Below are 16,213 nucleotides of genomic sequence, written 5' to 3'. Positions count from 1 at the left end.
AATTTCAGGAAAAGTGTGTGCGGTTTTCCGGCCGGAAATTGCAACAAAACAAGAAGATAGAGCGGTTCGCCGTTTCCATGAAACGGTGAAACGCTTTAGGATGGAGCGAAGCAGGTTCGTTGGCATGGGCGCCTCAGGCTGGCCGCGCGGAACCTAACACAGCTTCAGTGGATCGGCACCAGCCCGGCAAGTTCGCGCATGTCGTCGAACAGGACGCCGCCGGCGCTGGCCAGGCCATCGCGGTCGGAATAGGGATCGCCACGATAGGAATAGACACGCATGCCGGCGGCAATGCCGGCCTGCGTGCCGGCAACGCTGTCCTCGATGACGATGCAGTCGGCGGGCGCAAAGCCCATGGTCTTTGCCGCATGCAGGAACAGGTCCGGGAATGGCTTGCCGCGGCTGACCATGGTCGAAGAGAACATGGCATGCTCGAACAGCGGCAGCAGCCCGGTCTGGCCGAGCGTGATGTGCATCTTCGAGATACGCGCGGAAGTGGCGACGCAATAGGGAATGCCGGCCGCGCGAACCGCCTCGATGAAGTCGCGCACATAGGGGATCGCCTCGACGCCATGCGCAAACAGATCGGGCAGGCCGGCATTCCAGCGATCGACGAAATCGGCGCCGAGCCGCACCGTGGTCGTCTCTTCGATTTCCTTCTGCACCGAAGCCATGCTGCGGCCGGAAAAATATTTGCGGCAATATCCGAATGTGGTGGGATAACCGGCGGCAACAAACCACTCGGCAAGCCGCCGGTTGGCAAGGTTCTCGGTGTCGACCAGGATTCCGTCGCAGTCGAAGATGACCAGTTTCGGTATGCTCATTCAGGCGGTGCCGGTCGATCCGAACCCGCCCGCGCCGCGCGTCGTGGCGCCGGCCAGCGAGCGCTCCTCAACCGTCACCTGCGTCACCGCGGCAAAGACGATCTGGGCAATGCGCATGCCGCGCGTCACCGCGAAATCCTCGTCGCCGAGGTTGACCAGCAGCACCTTAACCTCGCCGCGATAGTCGCTGTCGACCGTGCCTGGTGAATTGAGGACGGTCAGCCCATGCTTGAAGGCAAGGCCGGAGCGCGGCCGCACCTGGCCTTCCATTCCTTCGGGAATTTCCAGGATCAGACCGGTCGGCACCAAGGCGCGCTTGCCAGGCAGGATCAGCAGCGGCCGGTCTTCCGGCACCGCGGCGCGCAGATCCATGCCGGCGGCGCCGGTGCTTTCGTAAGCGGGAAGGGGAAGTCCATCGCCATGCGGCAACCTGACGAAGCCGACGGTTGGACCGATGACGGAGGAATTGTGGAGGGCTGCGCGCATAAAATCGATCCTATCGGCGCGAACGGCGATTCGGTCAACTCGTCCGCAGGCCTATCAACGGCTTTCTTTCGGGCGTCAGTGTGACCTAGCGCAATTCCACCGGAACGACCGTCGTCTCCTTGATCTCCTCCATGACGAAGGAGGCCGAAACGTCCGACAGCGCCACCTTGGCGATCAGCCGCTGATAGAGCCGGTCATAGGCCTTCATGTCAGCGACGCGGGCGCGCAGCACGTAGTCGAGATCGCCGGACATGCGATAGACTCCGGTGATCTCGGGAAAACCGGTCACCGCCGCCCGAAACTTCTGCAGCCAGTCCGGGTCATGATTGGACGTGCGGATCAGGATGAACACCGAAAGCCCGAGCCCGAGCTTGTCGGCATCGACCAGCGCCACCCGCCCGGTGATGACGCCGTCCTCTTCCAGCCGCTTGACCCGGCGCCAGCAGGCGTTGCGCGACAGCGACACTTTTTCGGAGAGCTGATCGACCGACAGTGTGCCGTCGCGTTGCAGCTCGGCCAGCAATCTTCGGTCGATTTCATCAAATTCAAGCGCCATGTTGGGATGAATGTCCCGAACCACGGCGTTAGACAAGGACAAATTGAGACCGATGAACCTTTACCCCGTGGCAGGATACCCACATCGGGGGCTTATCCCGGCAGGAGGGATCACCATGACGACGCTGTTTTCGAAGCTGTTCACCTCTCACCCGGCCAAGGTGGGCGAGACCTATTTCAGCCATATGGCCTTTGCCGCCTGGTTCTGCTCGCGCCTCCTGATGGCCGCTGGTGCGGCACTCGTTCACGCTTTCTTGCCGTTTCTCTTCGAAACTACGGCAAGCCGAATCGTTCGCGAACTCTACGAGCGGACGCACAACAGAGGCTCGCACGCGGTCAAGGAGCCCCAGGCTCTCTTGGATCGCGCCTAGGATTGGTTAGAAGCCATGTGCCGATGGGCGGCCTATCTGGGTGAAGCGGTCTTCCTCGAAGACGTCGTCACCGCGCCTTGCCACTCGCTGATCGCCCAGAGCCATTGCGCCCAGGAAGCCAAGTCGCCGACCAATGGCGACGGTTTCGGCCTTGCCTGGTATGGCGACCGGCCCGAGCCCGGCCTCTACCGCGACATCCTGCCGGCCTGGTCGGATCCCAATCTGAAAAGCCTATGCCGGCAGATCAAATCCGGCCTGTTCCTCGCCCATGTCAGGGCGTCGACCGGCGGCGCCACCAGCCGCATGAACTGCCATCCCTTCATCTCCGGCAGCTGGTCGTTCATGCACAACGGCCAGATCGGCGGCTTCGAAAAGATCCGCCGCGCGCTGGAGAACTCGCTCTCTGACGCCGTCTTCGACCAGCGCGAGGGCACCACCGATTCCGAATTGTTTTTCCTGCTGATGATCGACGAGGGTCTTGCTGGCGACCCGCAAGGGGCAGTATCGCGCGCCACCGCCCGCGTCATCGAGGCATCGCGCCGCGCCGGTCTGGAGCCAGCCTTGAAACTGACTGCGGCCTTTTCGGATGGAAAGGCGCTGTATGCCGTGCGCTATGCCAGCGACGATCACGCGCCGACGCTGTACACGTCGGTGCGCAATGCCGGCCGTTGCATCGTGTCGGAGCCTTTCGATCGCGAGGGCGGGGAATGGCAGGCCATCCCGCCCGCGAGTTTTGTCACGATCACTGGCGATGGGATGAGCATTCGGCCGTTCGTGCCGGCTGTGGCAAGGCTGGCACTGGTCGTCTAGGCCCTAGTCTAAGCCGCACTCCTTCGCGCCCCCCTCTGTCCTGCCGGACATCTCCCCCACGAGGGGGGAGATTGGAGGTCACGGCGGCCTTCGCCAATTTTCAACGCAGGAAAAGGGGCGCCGAAGCCAAAGCTGCCAATCGCCCCCCAAAGTGGGGGAGATGTCCGGCAGGACAGAGGGGGGCGCCGTAGAGCGCCAACCTCAACCGACCGGCAAGCGCAATTTTGATCAAGCGCCGATGATCTCCGAATGCTGAACTTGGTTTTTAACCGCGATACGTTTGGCAGCAGCCGGAGCAATCATGGACCTCGCCTTTTCCTCGACCATCGATCTCGCCGCCGCAATCGCGGCGCGAAAGATCTCCGCCGTCGAAGCTCTGGACGCCCATCTGACCCAAATCGACCGACACAGCGAGGCGGTCAACGCGGTCGTCAATCTCGATCGGGAAGGCGCCCGCGAGCGCGCGAAACAAGCCGACGCGGTGCAGGCGCGCGGCGATGCGCTCGGACCGCTGCATGGCGTGCCTTTCACGTTGAAGGACATGCACCAAACCGCTGATATGAAGACCACGGTTGGTTTCGCACCATTCGCCGACTATGTGGCAAAGGCAGACAGCCCGGTCGTCGCCCGATTGAAAGCCGCAGGCGGCATCCTGATTGGAAAGACCAATGTCGCGACGATGCTGGGCGACTGGCAATCGGACAATCCGCTGTTCGGTCGCACCAGCAATCCGTGGAACCGATCGCGCACGTCAGGCGGGTCCAGCGGTGGCGCAGCGGCAGCGGTGGCGGCCGGCATGACGCCGTTCGATGTCGGCACCGACATGCAGGATTCGATCCGCCTGCCGTCGGCTTTTTGCGGCGTCTACGGGTTGAAACCGACCGAGCACCGCGTGTCCCTGGCCGGCGCCTTCCCCGATCCGAACGGCGCGGCGCGTAGCGTGCGGCTGATGTCCTGCCTCGGCCCGCTGGCGCGCAGCGTGGAGGATCTTGCGCTGATCTACAAAATCATCGCCGGCCCGGACGGAGCAGACACGGACCTCGCGCCGGTGCCCGTAGAGGCCATGCTCAGGCTAGACCTCAAGACATTGCGCATCGCCGTGGCGCCGTCCATCACCGGCTTTCCGGTGGCTGGCGAAATCGCTGTCGCCGCCGAAAGCCTGGCCAAGCGGTTGCAATCAGCAGGGGTGATTGTGGAAGAAGCGAACTTGCCTGAGATCGATCTGCATGACGATCTGGAGCAGGGCGGCGATCTGATCGGCATGATGCTGGAGGCAGCGCAGCCCGAACCGCCGGAGCAGCCAACGCCGATCACCAATTGGTTCGAGGCGCTCGCTCGCCGCGACCGCTCGATCCTGGCCTGGGACAGGTTCTTCGAAACCTGCGATGCCTTGCTGTGCCCGGTCGCCATGACCACGGCCTTCGCGCATTGTGAGCCCGGCACGCCGATCGAAGTCGACGGCAAGGAGCAAAGCTATTGGATGCTACCGGCCTATGGCGCGGTCTTCAATTATTCCGGCCATCCGGCACTCTCGCTGCCCTGCGGGCAAGACCGCGACGGCCTGCCTATCGGCCTGCAACTGGTCGGCAAGCGCTGGTCGGAATCGCGGCTGCTCGGCATCGCCAAGGCGATCGAAGCGCTGACCGGCGGCTTCAAGCGTCCGCCGGGCTACTGAGCAAACCGACCCAACCCATAAGGCGTCAGCAGCGGATCACGCTCGCCGTCGAGAATTTCGCGCGTGGCGAACAGCCCGACCGCGGGCGCCAGCGTTATGCCGGAATGCATGACGGCGACATAGAGACCTTCCGTGCCCTCGGCGCGGCCGATGATCGGAAAGCCGTCGATCGGCGTCGGCCGGTAGCCAACCGTGTGGAAATCGAATTCCAGTTCGTCGGCGCCGCGCAAGGCCGCCTTCATTGCTGCAAACAGCTCGCGCGCCGTGGCGTCGGGATTCTCACCGGGATCGCTCCCCGCGAAATCCGAGCCGGCGATGATGCGGCCCTCCGCCGTCTGGCGCATATGCAGCTTTTCGGCATGCACCAGCCCGTTGAGGAGCTTCTTGTAGGGCTGCGAGTGGACGATCAGACCGGGCGGCGTCTCGATCGGCAGCTTGATGCCGACGGTAGCGGCAATATCGGGCGCCCCGACACCGGCTGCGATCACCACCTCTTCGGCTGGCATCAGCCCATGCGATGTATCGACACCGGCAATCCTGCCATCGGTCTGGACAAGTGCGGTTACAGAACTGGAGAGAACGCGCGCACCTTGCCGTTCTGCGTCGGCCAGCAGCGCCTTGGCCGCTGCGACCGGTTCGGCCACGCCTTCTTCCGCGACATAGACAGCGAATTCCGGCGGCTCGACGAGATTGGGCTCGATTTGCGCTACGCGCCCGGCGTCGACGCGTTCGATGCCGTAACCCCAGGAAGCGTGCTCAGCCGCGTAGGCTTCGAGCCTGTCGGCCGGCAGATCCCAGCACAGCCCGCCGCACCAGGCGAGCGGCAGGCCGGGCAGCTCGTTTGCCAGCCGCTTCCATTCGGCCATCGCACGGATGCGCAGCCGGAAATAGATTTCGGGATTGCCCCAGCTGGCGTTGATCCAGGCAAAGGAGTTTGGCGTGGCGACGCCGCCGGCACCACTATCGGAAATCACAGTCACCCGCGCCCCGGCCTTGGTCAGGTGCCAGGCGATGGACGCCCCGATAATGCCGGCGCCGATGACGATGACTTCTTTAGCGCTGCTCATACCGGACCTCTCAGAATGGGCTCCTCTGATGCCACCGTAACGATTCAAGCTCAAGTGTGGTCGGCCTGCCGGCCCGAAACTGTCGACAGGCCAGCAATGCGCTGCTAGAAGCCCGCGCCACAGACAGGATTCCAGAAATTGGCTGAAGACATCGAACAGGCGGTATCGCGCCGCCGCACTTTCGCGATCATCGCCCACCCAGACGCCGGCAAGACGACGCTCACCGAAAAGCTGCTGCTGTTCGGCGGCGCCATCCAGCTTGCGGGCGAGGTCAAGGCCAAGAAGGACCGCATCCAGACGCGGTCCGACTGGATGAAGATCGAGCGCGAGCGCGGCATTTCGGTCGTCACCTCGGTGATGACCTTCGAATACGAGGACAATGTCTTCAACCTGCTCGATACGCCCGGCCACGAGGATTTTGCCGACGACACCTACCGCACGCTGTCGGCGGTGGACTCGGCCGTCATGGTCATCGACGCCGCCAAGGGCATCGAGCCGCGCACGCTGAAGCTGTTCGAGGTCTGCCGGCTGCGCGATATCCCCATCATCACCTTCATCAACAAGATGGACCGCGAAAGCCGCGACCCCTTCGAGATTTTGGACGAGATCGAGCAGAAGCTGGCGCTGGACACTGCCCCCATCACCTGGCCGATCGGCCGCGGCAAGACTTTTGCCGGCACCTATCACCTGGCGCTGAATGCGGTGCGCAAGGGCGATGCAGAGAAAGACCGCACGCCGGTCGATGGTCCCGATTCCAACCGCGTCGCCGGCCTGTTGCCGGAAAACGAGCGCGAGGCCTTCATAGAGGAGCTGGAGCTCGCGCGCGAAGCCTGCCGCCCGCTCGACATCGACGCCTTCCGCGAAGGCCATCTGACACCGGTCTATTTCGGCTCGGCGCTGCGCAATTACGGCGTGCGCGACCTGATCGAGGCGCTCGGCGCCTTCGGCCCGCCGCCGCGCGCGCAGGAGGCAGACACCCGCAAGGTCGAGGCGACGGAGGAGAAGATGACGTCCTTCGTGTTCAAGATCCAGGCCAATATGGACCCCAACCATCGCGACCGCATCGCCTTCGTGCGCGTCTGTTCGGGCAAGCTCGAGCGCGGCATGAAGGCCAAGCTGGTGCGCACCGGCAAGCCGATGAGCCTGTCGGCACCGCAGTTCTTCTTCGCTCGCACCCGCGTCACCGCCGACGAAGCGTTTGCCGGCGATGTCGTCGGCATTCCCAACCACGGCACGCTGCGTATCGGCGATACGCTGACCGAAGGCGAGGAGATACTGTTCCGCGGCGTACCTAACTTCGCGCCGGAAATCCTGCGCCGTGTGCGCCTCGGCGACGCGATGAAGGCGAAAAAACTCAAGGAAGCGCTGCACCAGATGGCCGAGGAAGGCGTCGTGCAGCTGTTTTCGCCGGAAGACGGCTCGCCGGCCATCGTCGGCGTTGTCGGCGCGCTGCAGCTCGACGTCTTGAAGGAAAGGCTGAATTTCGAATACACGCTGCCGGTCGAATTCGAAATGTCGCGCTTCTCGGTCTGCCGCTGGATCTCTGCCGACGACAAGGCCGAAACGCTTCGCTTCATTGAGGCGCATCGCGGCGACATCGCCCGCGACCTCGACAACGACCCGGTGTTTCTGGCCCAGCACGCCTTCTCGCTGAACTACGAAGCCGAACGCTGGAAGGCGATCCGCTTCGCAACCGTCAAGGACTACCAGGTCCGCGACAAGGCGGCCTAAGGCGCCCCTTTTCCTTCTGCCCGCTTACGGGGAGAAGGTGCCCGAAGGGCGGATGAGGGGCAGCGCCGACGTTGAAGGGTCAATTGGCTCCAACGCGCGCCGGCCCTTCGCATGGCTCAGGGCGTTCGAAGCTCGAAAAGCCAAGCAATTGGCTTTTCGTCCGCTACGCGGACCCCTTCTCACCCCTCCGCAGCTTCCTCGATCTTGGCAATATCGATCTTGCTCATCTGCATCATCGCCGACATCACCCGCCCGGCCTTGGCCCGGTCCGGATCCAGAAGCAGGCGCGGCAGTTGCTCCGGCACGACTTGCCAGGAGACGCCGAACTTGTCCTTCAGCCAGCTGCATTGCGACGGTTCGCCGCCGCCTTCGATGAGCTTGTCCCAGAAATAATCGACCTCTTCCTGGGTCTTGCAGTCGATCGACTGTGACATCGCCTCGTTGAACTTGAATTGCGGTCCGCCGTTGAGTGCCTGGAACTGCACGCCGTCGAGTTCGAACGTGGTCACCAGCGCCTTGCCGGCATCGGCATGGCCTTCGGGCCAACGCAGCACGCTCAGCACCTTCGAATTCTTGAAGATGGAGACGTAGAAATTCATCGCCTCTTCGGCCTGGCCATCGAACCACAGGCAGGTGGTGATCTTTTGCATGTCATGCTCCTCGGGTGTTTGGTTGCGGTTACAGGTGAAGCGGCTGACTTATTGAAATGGTGCCATTCCCTTGCCGTCGTCCCAAGGACGGATGCCGGGCTAGCGATCCGACACTGGCCGGCAATCTTTTTCGAAACCCTGATTTCAGCGAGACTCTGGCGCATTGCAAAAATGTGGCCAGACCATACTTGCCGGTCTATAAACCCTGCGATCCAAATCCAGCGCCGCCACGCTCCGCGTTGAGCGCAGCCAGCCAGCCAAGGAAAATTCATGCCTGCCTATCGCTCCCGCACCACCACCCACGGCCGCAACATGGCCGGCGCCCGCGGCCTGTGGCGCGCCACCGGCATGAAGGATTCGGACTTCGGCAAGCCGATCATCGCGGTGGTCAATTCCTTCACCCAGTTTGTGCCGGGTCATGTCCATCTGAAAGACCTTGGCCAGCTGGTGGCGCGCGAGATCGAGAAGGCCGGCGGCGTCGCCAAGGAATTCAACACCATCGCCGTCGATGACGGCATCGCCATGGGCCATGACGGCATGCTCTATTCGCTGCCGTCGCGCGAGCTGATCGCGGACTCGGTCGAATATATGGTCAACGCGCATTGCGCCGATGCCATGGTCTGCATCTCCAATTGCGACAAGATCACGCCCGGCATGCTGATGGCCTCCTTGCGCCTCAATATCCCAAGCGTCTTCGTCTCCGGGGGGCCGATGGAAGCCGGCAAGGTGGTGCTCGCCGGCAAGACACAAGCGCTCGACCTGGTCGACGCCATGGTTGCCGCCGCCGACGACAAGATCTCCGACGAGGACGTCAAGGTCATCGAACGCTCGGCCTGCCCGACCTGCGGCTCGTGCTCCGGCATGTTCACCGCCAATTCGATGAATTGCCTGACCGAGGCGCTCGGCCTGTCGCTACCCGGCAACGGCTCGACCCTGGCAACCCACGCCGACCGCAAGCGGCTGTTCGTCGAGGCCGGCCATCTCATCGTCGATCTCGCCCAGCGCTACTACGAGCAGGATGATGAGTCGGCACTGCCGCGCAGCATCGCCTCCAAAGGCGCCTTCGAGAACGCCATGACGCTCGATATCGCCATGGGCGGCTCGACCAACACCGTGCTGCATATCCTGGCCGCCGCCCATGAGGGCGAGGTCGATTTCACCATGGAAGACATCGACCGGCTGTCACGCCGCGTTCCGGTGCTGTGCAAGGTCGCACCGGCCAAGTCCGACGTGCATATGGAAGATGTCCATCGTGCCGGCGGCATCATGGCGATCCTCGGCCAGCTCGACAATGCCGGGCTGCTCAACCGCAACCTGCCGACGGTGCATACGGCAAGCCTCGGCGAAGCGCTCGACCATTGGGACATCTCCCGCACCTCGAGCCAGAGCGTCCGCGATTTCTTCCTCGCCGCTCCGGGTGGCGTGCCGACACAGGTCGCCTTCAGCCAGGACCGCCGCTGGGACGAGCTCGACCTCGACCGCGAGAAGGGCGTCATCCGCTCAGCCGAGACGCCGTTCTCGAAAGACGGCGGTCTTGCCGTGCTGAAAGGCAATCTGGCGCTCGACGGCTGCATCGTGAAGACGGCCGGCGTTGACGAGTCGATCCTGAAGTTCACCGGCCCGGCCCGCGTGTTCGAAAGCCAGGACGCTTCGGTGAAGGCGATCCTGTCCAACGAAATCAAGGCCGGCGATGTCGTCGTCATCCGCTATGAAGGGCCGCGTGGCGGCCCCGGCATGCAGGAAATGCTCTACCCCACCAGCTATCTGAAGTCGAAAGGCCTCGGCAAAGCCTGCGCGCTGGTCACCGACGGCCGCTTCTCAGGCGGCACATCAGGCCTGTCGATCGGCCATGCCTCGCCCGAAGCAGCGGAAGGCGGCACGATCGGACTGGTGCAGGAAGGCGATACGATCGAGATCGACATCCCCAACCGCACGATCCGGCTTGCTGTCAGCGACGCTGAACTCGACGCGCGCCGCGCGGCCATGGAGGCGAAGGGCGCCATGGCCTGGAAGCCCGAGGAAAAGCGCAAGCGCAAGGTGACGACCGCGCTGCGCGCTTACGCCGCCTTCGCCACCAGCGCAGACAAGGGCGCGGTGAGGCACGTGCCGCAGTGAGGGGGTGCGGCGCCGACCCCCACCCCGCTGCTGCGCAGCGACCCTCCCCACAAGGGGGAGGGTAAAGCTCACGGCATCAGCTGATATTCGTAAAGCTTCTGATACAGCCCGCCCTGGTTGAGCAGCGTGCGATGCGCGCCGCTTTCCACCACCTTGCCGGCCTCCAGCACCACGATCGTGTCGGCCTGGTGCACGGTCGACAGGCGGTGGGCAATGACGATGGTGGTGCGCCCGACCGTCAGCTGCTGCAGCGCGTCGCGGAAAAGCGCCTCGGATTCGGCGTCGAGTGCGCTGGTCGCCTCGTCCAGAAGCAGGATTTCGGCATTGCGCAGCATGGCGCGTGCGATCGAGATGCGCTGGCGCTGGCCGCCTGACAGCAGCGCGCCATTCTCGCCGACATCCGTGTCGTAGCCTTTCGCCTGGGCGCTGATGAAGTCATGTGCATTGGCGGCCCTTGCGGCGGCCATTACTTCCTCGTCCGTGGCGCCCTCGCGCCCGAGCCTGATGTTGTGCATGATCGTGCCGGCAAACAGGAACGTGTCCTGGCTGACATAGGCGATCTTTTCCCTCACCGAGGTGAGCGTGGCACAAGAAATGTCCTGCCCGTCGAACATCACCCTGCCGCTCTGCGGGTCGTACATGCGCATGATCAGGTTGAGGATGGTCGACTTGCCGCTGCCCGAGGGTCCGACCAGCGCCGTCATCTTGCCGGCGGCAAGCGTCAGGTCCAGTCCCTCGAACACCGGCGCGCTTTCGGGGTAGGCGAAGCTGACATTGTCGAAATGGATCTCGCCCGGCCCGGCCCGCAGCGGCTTTGCGTCCGGCTTTTCGGCCAGCGTCAGCGGCCGGTCGGCGAGCTGGAACATCATGCGCACGCCGACAATGCCGGTTTCAAGCGAGATGCGTACGCGGGCCAGGCGCTTGGCCGGCTCATAGGCCAACAGCAGCGCCGCGATGAAGGCCATGATGTTGCCCGGCATCTGACCGCCGCCGCCCAGAACCAGGAAGCCGCTGACAAAAACGGCGCCAGCGATGGCCAGCCCCGCAAGCGTTTCCATAACCGGGCTGGTGGCGGCCTCCAGCGTGGCGATGTTGTTGGCGCGGCTCTCCACGTCCGACACGGCCTTGTACATGCGCTTGCGCATGGCGCCTTCGAGACCGAAGGATTTGACGACGCGCACGCCGATCGCCGTTTCCTGCATCACCTGCACGATCTGGCCGAGCGAACGGAATTCTTGCGAGGCAATTTTTCGGACGCGCTTGAGGATACGATTGACGCCGTAAATGGCGATCGGCCCGATCACCAGACAGATCAGGGACAGCGCCGGCTGCTGCCAGACCATCACACCCACCAGCGCAGCCAGCGTCACCAGGTCGCGAACATAGGACGTGACGATTTGGTCGAGCACGCTGCGCGCGGCCTGGGCATTGTTCGTCATGCGCGAAATCAGTTCGGACGAAGAGGTCGAATGATAGAATTCGATGCCTTGCGCGAGAATGCTGTCATAGATCTTGCGCTGCCGGTCGGCGATGATGGCATTGCCGACCCTGCTCATGAAGTAGGCCTGGATGAAGTTTGCGAAGCCCTTGAGAATGAAAATCGCTCCGGTCGCCGCCGCGATCAGATTGACCTGCCCAATCCTCTTGTAAACCACGAATTCATTGGTGATTTCGCGCAGCATATAGGCGCTGGCTGCTGTCGTTGCCGCCACCACCAGCATCGACAGAATGGCCGCAGCGTAGCCAAATCTATGTGCGTGAAAGGATTCCCGCAAAAGCCTTGCGATAAGGCGCTGGTTTTCCGTCGAACGGAAGAAGCGAAACAAATGGCCGATCCCATGACTGACTGACGAATTTCGGATTCGCCACCGGGGCGAAAGGCGGCTTATAGAGCGAGTTGTGACCGGATGGAACCTTTCGCTGTCGCGGAGACAATCGGCTGCGGCACGGTGTCTTTTGCGCCACGATTGCGGCGACTGATCTGCAGGGAGATGACGACAGATGGATTTCGATCTTGTTGTGCGCGGCGGAACGCTGCCCGACGGCACCGTCGCCGACCTAGGCATCATCGGCGAGACGATCGTCGCCATCGAGTCCGAACTGCATGTCAGCGCCGGCACGGCGATCGACGCCCGTGGCAATCTGATCTCGCCGCCCTTCGTCGATCCGCATTTCCATATGGACGCCACGCTGTCCTACGGCATTCCACGCATCAACGCTTCGGGCACGCTGCTGGAAGGCATTTCGCTGTGGGGCGAACTGAAGCCGCTCTTGACCCATGACGCGGTGCGCGAGCGGGCGCTCGCCTATTGCGACTGGGCGGTCTCGATGGGCCTGCTCGCCATCCGTACCCATGTCGATGTCTGCGACGACCGGCTGCTGGCGGTCGAGGCGCTGCTCGACGTCAAGAAGATTGTCGCGCCCTATATCGATCTGCAACTGGTAGCCTTCCCGCAGGATGGCTTCTACCGTTCGCCGACGGCGCGCCAGAACACGCTGCGCGCGCTCGACATGGGCGTCGACATCGTCGGCGGCATCCCGCATTTCGAACGCACCATGGCCGACGGCACGCGCTCGGTGACCGAATTGTGCGAAATCGCGGCTAAGCGCGGGCTGATGGTCGACCTGCATTGCGACGAGACCGACGATCCGCTGTCGCGCCACATCGAGCAGCTTGCCTATGAGACCCACCGCCTTGGCCTTCAGGGCAAGGTGGCCGGCTCGCACCTGACTTCAATGCACTCGATGGACAATTATTACGCCTCCAAGCTCCTGCCGCTGATTGCCGAGGCCGGTGTGTCGGCGATCCCCAATCCGCTGATCAACATCATGCTGCAGGGCCGCCACGACACGTTTCCCAAACGGCGCGGAATGACCCGGGTGAAGGAGATGCTGGCGCTCGGCATCCGCGTCGGTTGGGGCCAGGATTGCGTTCTCGACCCCTGGTATTCGCTGGGCACCGCCGACATGCTCGACGTCGCCTTCATGGGGCTTCACGTCGCTCAGATGTCGAGCCCTGCCGACATGGCACGCTGCTTCGACATGGTCACCAATGTCAACGCCGCCATCATGGGCCTCGATCATCTCGGCCTTGCCGTGGGCAAGCGCGCCAGCTTCGTCATCCTCGATGCCGGCAATCCGATCGAAGCCTTGAGGTTACGTGCCGAACGGCTGTGCGTCGTCGCCAGGGGCAAGGTGGTGGCCGAGCGCACGAAGCAGGAGACACGGCTGTCGATCGCCGGCCGTCCCGGACAGGTGAACCGGCGGCACAAAACTGCGTAGAAACAGCCGATTCCGCCGCTGGTCTTACCGATTTGCCTCGTCAAAGCGGCCGCTTGCAGCTAGGGAGCCGCATGGCCCAGTCGCTCGTCCGCACCTTTACCATCAGGAACGTGCTTTTGGCCGGCATCCTTTTGATGCTGGCCGGCGACTTCATGTTCGCGCTGAACGACGCGATGGGCAAATGGCTGGTCGCCAGCTTCTCGGTCGGCCAGGTGGTGCTGATCCGATCGATCGGCGCCTTCATCGTGCTCGGCCCGATGATCGCCAACCAGGGCGCCGGCAGACTGTTCCGGATGGAGCGGCCGGTCCTCCAGATTCTGCGCGTGCTGGCGACCACGGTGGACACGGCGCTGTTCTATGCCGCTGTCGTCTATCTGCCGCTTGCCGACGTGATGAGCTTCTACATGGCCGGGCCGATCTATGTGGCGGCGCTGTCGCATTTCCTGCTCGGCGAAAAGGTCGGCTGGCGCCGCTGGGCCGCCATCCTGGTCGGCTTCTGCGGCGTGCTGATCATCTTGAAGCCCTCTTCGGCGGCGTTCTCGCAGTCCTCGCTGTTCGCACTGGTCGGCAGCATTGCCTTCGCCTTCGCCATCATCCTCAGCCGCCGCCTGCGCGGCACCAGCGACACCACGTTGGTCACATGGCAGACGATCGGCACGCTGCTGGTTGGCGCCGTGATGACCATCGGCGCCTGGAAGGCGCCGTCGGCACTCGATTTCGGCGCCATGCTCCTGCTCGGCATCGTCTCCTGCAGCGCGCATCTGATGATTACCAGGGCGCTGAAACTGGCCCCTGCCTCGACGCTGGCGCCGCTGCACTACAGCCTCCTTCTATGGGCGGTGATCTTCGGCCTGGCCTTCTTCGGCGACGTGCCGGGACCGCGCATCCTGATCGGCTCGGCCATCGTCGTGCTCGCCGGCCTGTTCATCTTCCACCGCCAGAAGGTGGTCGAAACAGTCGTGCCGCCAGAGAACGTGCCGAAAGGCGTGAATTGACCTAACCTTGGCGCACCGCCGCCAGATGCCGTGAAAACTCAGGCGTTTCCATCAGCGCCTTGCAACGGGCGAAGCGGCCGTCGGCATAGGCGCGGAAGTCCTCGACCGGGTTGTTGTTGGCAAGCTGGATCAGCCCCCACAACGTCCACAACAGGTCGCACATCGCCTTGTAGATAACGACGCGGCCGCGCTCGGCCGGTTTTGCCTCGCCGCCGAAATAGGCGCGCATCATCTCTTCCTCTTGCGTGGTGTCGAACCGGCCTTCGACCGAGAGGTCGCCGAGGTCCCAGAGCGGGTCATTCATCCCCGAATATTCCCAGTCGATGATCCACATCCGCTCGCCCGTATCGAGAAAATTCTCGCACAGTGGATCGCAATGGCAGGCGGCAATCGGCAGTCTATGGGCAGCAAGGGCGGCACGCACGGTGCCGGATTCGCGCACCACGTCGTGGTAGCCCGGCGGCAAGGCGACGTCCTTGGTCGACAAGACCTTGAGATAGTCGTCGATCATTGCAAACAGCTCGAAGCGGAACGGAAACACCGCACCGGACGCGTGCAGCCTGCGGAAGGCTTCGCCGGCGCGGGCCGGGCTGCCGGCGCGCAGCTTGAATTTTTCCGGCGACATCGTCACGGCGCCGGCAACGAAGCGGCTCGCCAGCACGCCTGTCGCAGGGTCGACATGCAGCACTTCGGGGCTGACGCCGGCTTTGGCCGCCTCACGCGCCGCCACCGCTTCATTGGCGCGGTTGATATATTCCTCCGTGCCTTTGCCGGGGATACGCAGGCAGATATCGCCGGCCCGAAAGACGAGATTGGTCATCCCGCCGAGCCGCTCCAGCGGTCCGTCATAGCCCGCCAATGCCGGAATCGCCGCAAGTGTTGCGCGTGCCTCGTCGGTCCCCATGCCTGTTGCCCCTGGCGTGTTATTTCTTGCGACAACGGTTCCACAGTTTTCGCCGTTTGGCTATCATCCCGATCGAGGGTGAGCAGCGAGCTGGCGGAGAAACAGCCATGGCGGGCAACAAGGATCATGGCGGGCTTGGCGCCGCCTATGCGGCGCAACGGCCCGAGGACGTCGCCGCGATCTATGACAGTTGGTCGGAAACCTACGATGCCGACATGTCGGCCGCCGGCTACCGCCATCCGACGATCTGCCTGGCCCTGCTGGCCCGCCATCTGCCGCGCGGCGCCGCACCGCTTCTCGACGCAGGCGCCGGCACCGGGCTGATCGGCGAGTGGCTGGCCATCACCGGCTATCCCCAGGTCGAAGCGCTCGATATTTCGCAAGGCATGCTGTCTAAAGCGGCGGCAAAGGGCGTCTATTCGGCGCTGCATTGCCTGGCGCTCGGCGGGCCACTGCCCTTTGCCGACAATGCCTATGCCGGCATCGTCTCGGCCGGCGTTTTCACCTCCGGCCATGTCGGCGCCGAGGGGCTGGACGAACTGATCCGCGTCTGCCGTCCCGGTGGCGTCATCGTGCTGACCATCAAGAACACGCTGTGGAACGCCGGCTTTGCCGATCGCATCGCTGCGCTCGAGGCTGAGGTCAGGGTCGTTCGTGCCGAGGAGACTGCGCCTTATGTTTCGATGCCGGGCGAGGCTGACACCGTGCCCAGCCGCGGCCTTGTACTCCGTGTGAGCTAATCCAGGTT

The 16,213-nt window shown here is 63.5% G+C and carries 15 protein-coding genes; 8 read left to right on the top strand and 7 right to left on the bottom strand.

Annotated features, from left to right (window positions below; genetic code table 11):
- Nucleotides 1–164: 164 nt before the first annotated feature.
- The 3 genes from NKJ78_RS09805 to NKJ78_RS09795 form a co-directional block, all read right to left on the bottom strand.
- A complete protein-coding gene (locus NKJ78_RS09805; protein ID WP_352459250.1) occupies nucleotides 165–824 on the bottom strand; it encodes an HAD family hydrolase in 660 nt (219 codons plus the stop codon).
- On the bottom strand, nucleotides 825–1,310 hold the full coding sequence (gene dut, locus NKJ78_RS09800; RefSeq protein WP_023690041.1) for a dUTP diphosphatase: 486 nt from the start codon (nucleotides 1,308–1,310) through the stop codon (nucleotides 825–827).
- Nucleotides 1,311–1,395: 85 nt separating this feature from the next.
- Nucleotides 1,396–1,866: an Lrp/AsnC family transcriptional regulator gene (locus tag NKJ78_RS09795; RefSeq protein WP_023690042.1), complete on the bottom strand. Its 471-nt coding sequence runs from the start codon at nucleotides 1,864–1,866 to the stop codon at nucleotides 1,396–1,398.
- A gap of 115 nt (nucleotides 1,867–1,981) precedes the next feature.
- On the opposite strand from NKJ78_RS09795, the gene NKJ78_RS09790 reads away from it, so the two are divergent.
- From NKJ78_RS09790 to NKJ78_RS09780, 3 genes are all read left to right on the top strand, one after another.
- On the top strand, nucleotides 1,982–2,236 hold the full coding sequence (locus NKJ78_RS09790) for a DUF6356 family protein (RefSeq protein ID WP_023685117.1): 255 nt from the start codon (nucleotides 1,982–1,984) through the stop codon (nucleotides 2,234–2,236).
- Nucleotides 2,237–2,251: 15 nt separating this feature from the next.
- Nucleotides 2,252–3,046, top strand: coding sequence for a class II glutamine amidotransferase (locus NKJ78_RS09785; protein WP_352459249.1), 795 nt, complete (start codon nucleotides 2,252–2,254; stop codon nucleotides 3,044–3,046).
- Between the two features lie 301 nt (nucleotides 3,047–3,347).
- The gene (locus NKJ78_RS09780) at nucleotides 3,348–4,721 is read left to right on the top strand and encodes an amidase (protein WP_352459248.1); all 1,374 of its coding nucleotides are present in this window, start codon (nucleotides 3,348–3,350) and stop codon (nucleotides 4,719–4,721) included.
- Here the strand turns inward: NKJ78_RS09780 and NKJ78_RS09775 are convergent.
- Nucleotides 4,715–5,788, bottom strand: a complete 1,074-nt coding sequence (locus tag NKJ78_RS09775; protein ID WP_352459247.1) for an NAD(P)/FAD-dependent oxidoreductase — start codon at nucleotides 5,786–5,788, stop codon at nucleotides 4,715–4,717. The two genes, NKJ78_RS09780 and NKJ78_RS09775, sit on opposite strands and share 7 nt — an antisense overlap.
- Before the next feature lie 138 nt (nucleotides 5,789–5,926).
- Between NKJ78_RS09775 and NKJ78_RS09770 the strand changes: the two genes are divergently transcribed.
- On the top strand, nucleotides 5,927–7,519 hold the full coding sequence (locus NKJ78_RS09770) for a peptide chain release factor 3 (RefSeq protein ID WP_352459246.1): 1,593 nt from the start codon (nucleotides 5,927–5,929) through the stop codon (nucleotides 7,517–7,519).
- Between the two features lie 179 nt (nucleotides 7,520–7,698).
- Here NKJ78_RS09770 and NKJ78_RS09765 read toward each other — a convergent pair whose 3' ends face one another.
- Nucleotides 7,699–8,169, bottom strand: coding sequence for a VOC family protein (locus NKJ78_RS09765; protein ID WP_023672886.1), 471 nt, complete (start codon nucleotides 8,167–8,169; stop codon nucleotides 7,699–7,701).
- 270 nt (nucleotides 8,170–8,439) lie between these two features.
- Here NKJ78_RS09765 and ilvD point away from each other — a divergent pair, with 270 nt between their 5' ends.
- Complete coding sequence (gene ilvD / locus NKJ78_RS09760) at nucleotides 8,440–10,284, top strand: dihydroxy-acid dehydratase (RefSeq protein ID WP_352459245.1); 1,845 nt, start codon at nucleotides 8,440–8,442, stop codon at nucleotides 10,282–10,284.
- A gap of 68 nt (nucleotides 10,285–10,352) precedes the next feature.
- Here the strand turns inward: ilvD and NKJ78_RS09755 are convergent, their stop codons facing one another.
- Entirely contained in the window at nucleotides 10,353–12,110 is a 1,758-nt protein-coding gene (locus NKJ78_RS09755; protein WP_023685110.1) for an ABC transporter ATP-binding protein, read from the bottom strand.
- A gap of 175 nt (nucleotides 12,111–12,285) precedes the next feature.
- On the opposite strand from NKJ78_RS09755, the gene NKJ78_RS09750 reads away from it, so the two are divergent.
- Nucleotides 12,286–13,566 (top strand): amidohydrolase family protein, encoded by a 1,281-nt coding sequence (locus tag NKJ78_RS09750; RefSeq protein ID WP_352459243.1) that lies wholly within the window; start codon nucleotides 12,286–12,288, stop codon nucleotides 13,564–13,566.
- A gap of 71 nt (nucleotides 13,567–13,637) precedes the next feature.
- Entirely contained in the window at nucleotides 13,638–14,561 is a 924-nt protein-coding gene (locus NKJ78_RS09745) for a DMT family transporter (protein ID WP_352459242.1), read from the top strand.
- Between the two features lies 1 nt (nucleotide 14,562).
- Here the strand turns inward: NKJ78_RS09745 and NKJ78_RS09740 are convergent, their stop codons facing one another.
- Complete coding sequence (locus NKJ78_RS09740) at nucleotides 14,563–15,465, bottom strand: phosphotransferase (protein ID WP_352459241.1); 903 nt, start codon at nucleotides 15,463–15,465, stop codon at nucleotides 14,563–14,565.
- A 107-nt stretch (nucleotides 15,466–15,572) separates the two neighbouring features.
- Between NKJ78_RS09740 and NKJ78_RS09735 the strand changes: the two genes are divergently transcribed.
- A complete protein-coding gene (locus NKJ78_RS09735; protein ID WP_023692639.1) occupies nucleotides 15,573–16,205 on the top strand; it encodes a class I SAM-dependent DNA methyltransferase in 633 nt (210 codons plus the stop codon).
- Nucleotides 16,206–16,213 lie beyond the last annotated feature (8 nt).

The sequence above is a fragment of the Mesorhizobium sp. M0037 genome (assembly GCF_040323635.1).
GTDB lineage: Bacteria > Pseudomonadota > Alphaproteobacteria > Rhizobiales > Rhizobiaceae > Mesorhizobium.
Note: the sequence above shows the minus strand (reverse complement) of the source record. Positions and strands in the feature narration are given on the sequence as shown.

Coding starts and splice junctions, on each gene's coding strand:
- NKJ78_RS09805 (WP_352459250.1), bottom strand. CDS start 824: ATGAGCATACCGAAACTGGTCATCTTCGACTGCGACGGAATCCTGGTC.
- dut (WP_023690041.1), bottom strand. CDS start 1,310: ATGCGCGCAGCCCTCCACAATTCCTCCGTCATCGGTCCAACCGTCGGC.
- NKJ78_RS09795 (WP_023690042.1), bottom strand. CDS start 1,866: ATGGCGCTTGAATTTGATGAAATCGACCGAAGATTGCTGGCCGAGCTG.
- NKJ78_RS09790 (WP_023685117.1), top strand. CDS start 1,982: ATGACGACGCTGTTTTCGAAGCTGTTCACCTCTCACCCGGCCAAGGTG.
- NKJ78_RS09785 (WP_352459249.1), top strand. CDS start 2,252: ATGTGCCGATGGGCGGCCTATCTGGGTGAAGCGGTCTTCCTCGAAGAC.
- NKJ78_RS09780 (WP_352459248.1), top strand. CDS start 3,348: ATGGACCTCGCCTTTTCCTCGACCATCGATCTCGCCGCCGCAATCGCG.
- NKJ78_RS09775 (WP_352459247.1), bottom strand. CDS start 5,788: ATGAGCAGCGCTAAAGAAGTCATCGTCATCGGCGCCGGCATTATCGGG.
- NKJ78_RS09765 (WP_023672886.1), bottom strand. CDS start 8,169: ATGCAAAAGATCACCACCTGCCTGTGGTTCGATGGCCAGGCCGAAGAG.
- ilvD (WP_352459245.1), top strand. CDS start 8,440: ATGCCTGCCTATCGCTCCCGCACCACCACCCACGGCCGCAACATGGCC.
- NKJ78_RS09750 (WP_352459243.1), top strand. CDS start 12,286: ATGGATTTCGATCTTGTTGTGCGCGGCGGAACGCTGCCCGACGGCACC.
- NKJ78_RS09745 (WP_352459242.1), top strand. CDS start 13,638: ATGGCCCAGTCGCTCGTCCGCACCTTTACCATCAGGAACGTGCTTTTG.
- NKJ78_RS09740 (WP_352459241.1), bottom strand. CDS start 15,465: ATGGGGACCGACGAGGCACGCGCAACACTTGCGGCGATTCCGGCATTG.
- NKJ78_RS09735 (WP_023692639.1), top strand. CDS start 15,573: ATGGCGGGCAACAAGGATCATGGCGGGCTTGGCGCCGCCTATGCGGCG.